The sequence below is a fragment of the Frankia sp. CcWB2 genome (genome assembly GCF_977927585.1).
Genome location: NZ_CDWRCM010000157.1, coordinates 7,921 through 10,546, shown reverse-complemented (window position 1 = coordinate 10,546; position 2,626 = coordinate 7,921). Strand labels below are relative to the sequence as shown.

Genomic DNA, 2,626 nt, shown 5'->3' with positions numbered 1-2,626 from the left:
TTTACGGTGAGCAGTGCTCGGGCATGCACCAGCACGATGGGGTCGTTGTCGACATAGAGAATCCGCGACTCCGGCGCGACCTCCTGGACGACCTCATGCAGGTTCGGCGCGGTCGGCAGCCCGGTGCCGATATCCAGGAACTGCCGGATGCCGTGCTCCGCCGCCAGGATGCGGGCCATCCTGACCATGAAGTTCCGGTTGGCCCGCATGGACGTGGGCAGGTTGAGCATACTCCTGGTGAACTCCGCGGCCGCCGCCCGGTCGGCCGGGAAGTTTTCCTTGCCGCCGAGTATGTAGTCGTAGACCCGCGCCGAGTGCGGAACGTCGATCTTCAGGTCGACGTTCCGCGGCGCCCAGTCCGGCACCACCGAGCCGTAGGTCCACCCGGCGTCGTCACCTCCAGCCACGACTCCCCCTATCTCTGACAGCGCCCATACACAGACACACTGATTATTCCTCCCAGACTCTCCCATGACCCCGTAATGGCGGCATCGGATGGGGTCGAGGAGTGACGTCCTCGGGGAGTGATGCGTCCTGGGATGCGGGGCATGCCTGGAGTGGAGTCCACGGACGTGCTGTACGAAGAGCGACGATCTAGCGACTCGCCGGACTCGCCGGAGCGAATTTTGGGGACCCGAGCACGGTTTGCAGCCCCTGGACCGTTCCTTGCTCCCCAGAACTCGGCCGCCCCCGGGCTCCGGGGGCGGACACTGGACGAAGATCATCGTCTCGTGAGCACCGAGCTGATCGATCTGTCGGTACCTATCGTGACCGGCATGCCCGTCTACCCGGGGGATCCCGAGGTCGACGTGTCACCGGCACTGACCGCGGCCGAGTCCGGCGTCAACGTGCAGCGCCTGCACCTGGGATCACAGACGGGCACGCATGTCGACGCCCCCTTCCACACCGACGACTCGCTGCCCAGGGGACGTAATGAAGCAACAAATACGTGATCGAGAGCATCATCGCAGGTCACAGGCCTGTGGAGGGTTCGAAACGCGCAAGTTATTTCATTTCGACTCCCCAGGCTCGACGAGGTTCCGCTACAACGTTTCACCGGACCCGCGGTTCTGCTGGATGCACGGGGCTACGGCCCACAGGCGGCGATCGGCCCGGAGGTGCTGTCGGGCCCATTTACCCGCCCGTTTCCCCACGATGTCGTCGTCCTCATCGTCACAGGATGGTCCGTCCACTGGGGCCGCGACGGGTACCTACGACATCCCTATCTCGCGCCGGACACCGCGCGGGCCCTCGTCGACGCGGGTGTCCGGACGGTCGGTATCGATGCGCTCAGCGTTGATCGGACACCCGGACCGGGGCAGGATGTCAGTCTCGCGGCCCACCGGATTCTGGGTGGGGCCGGTGCCGTCATCGTAGAGAACCTGACCAGTCTCGATCGACTTCTCACCGCCCGGGCGAACGGGCGGCCCATCCACATCGCCCTGTTCCCGATTCCGCTCGCCGGAGCCGACGGTGCCCCGGTCCGGGCAGTCGCAAGCGTCGGCCCCGCGGATCAGCTCCCCACCGCGTGCCGTCGCAGCAGCGGGTCGAGTTCGCCGGACGTGTCCCCCACGATGTTCCCGCCCGCCGGTGACGCATCGGCCGTCGGCCCGGCCGGCGTCGCCGTACCCGAGGGCATGATCCCGGCGGGAGCCACCAGCCCACCGTGCGTCCCCGGGGGATTGACCTGCACCCGGCCGGGGCGTGAGGTGGTCGAGCGCGTGCCCACGCGGGGCGCGGGCCGGATGGCCGGCCGGGCCGAGGCCACGTCCCCACCGTCAACGCCGGCAACGCCGTCAACGCCGTCAACGCCGGTCTCGCCGTAGCCCGTCTCGGGGTACCCGGCGAACCGGGCGAGATCGTCCCCTTCCGCGTCCTCGTCCAGCCCCGGCTGGCCGGCCACCAGAGCGCCGAGGTCGATCGTCTCGGCGCCGGCGATCGCGAGCTCCTCGTCGGTGAGCTCCTCCACCGGCTGCTGACCAACCCGCTCCGCCAGGGGGTCCGGTCCCGGCTGGCGCTGCCGGTAGGCGAAGGAGGACCCGATCGGGGGCCGCCGACGCCGGGCGGCCCGCTCGGCCTCGATCCGCCGGTCTACCGCCGCACGCGCGGCGGCCAGCCGCCGCGCGGTCTGCGCCGACCGGCGAAGATAAACGAGGTACGCGCCGAGTACGGCATCGACGAGGAACTGCCCGGCGATCCACAGCCCGCCGAGGATGGCGGCCAGCACGATGCTCACCGGAAGCAGGACGAGCAGGACGAGCAGGCGCTGCCGACGCACCCGCATCAGGGCGGCACCCTCGGCGTCCGCCCGGCGCTCGGGACCGCGCGGAGGAACATCCGCCCGCGGGTCGTCGGGGTGCGCACCCGACCACTGTGGGCGGTTGGGGCGTCCGTCCTCCGAGCCCCCGCCCTCCGGATCCTCGCCAGCAGACCCGCCGCCGGATAGCAGCGCGCCACCGGTCGAAGCGTCCTCGATGATCGGCATGCCGGACGCGATGGGCATCCCGTGGACGACCGGCTGCCCGCCGGGGGCTCCGGCCTCCCGGGACGGCCCGGCGGACACCGAATCCCCGAGCTCCGCGAGGTCGACTGGTCCATCGAATTCCGCGTGCGACATTCCCCTTCC

1 protein-coding gene and 2 pseudogenes are annotated in these 2,626 nt (G+C 69.9%); 1 reads left to right on the top strand and 2 read right to left on the bottom strand.

The genetic code is table 11. From position 1 onward, the window contains the following. Nucleotides 1-407, bottom strand: a 407-nt coding sequence (locus tag ACY45C_RS15760; RefSeq protein ID WP_462188346.1) for an SAM-dependent methyltransferase, incomplete at its 3' end; no start/stop codon positions are given. Between the two features lie 324 nt (nucleotides 408-731). Between ACY45C_RS15760 and ACY45C_RS15755 the strand changes: the two are divergent. After that, nucleotides 732-1,403, top strand: a pseudogene (locus ACY45C_RS15755) (cyclase family protein); the annotation flags it as partial. Between the two features lie 110 nt (nucleotides 1,404-1,513). Here ACY45C_RS15755 and ACY45C_RS15750 read toward each other — a convergent pair. Next, a pseudogene (locus ACY45C_RS15750) lies at nucleotides 1,514-2,626 on the bottom strand (hypothetical protein); the annotation flags it as partial.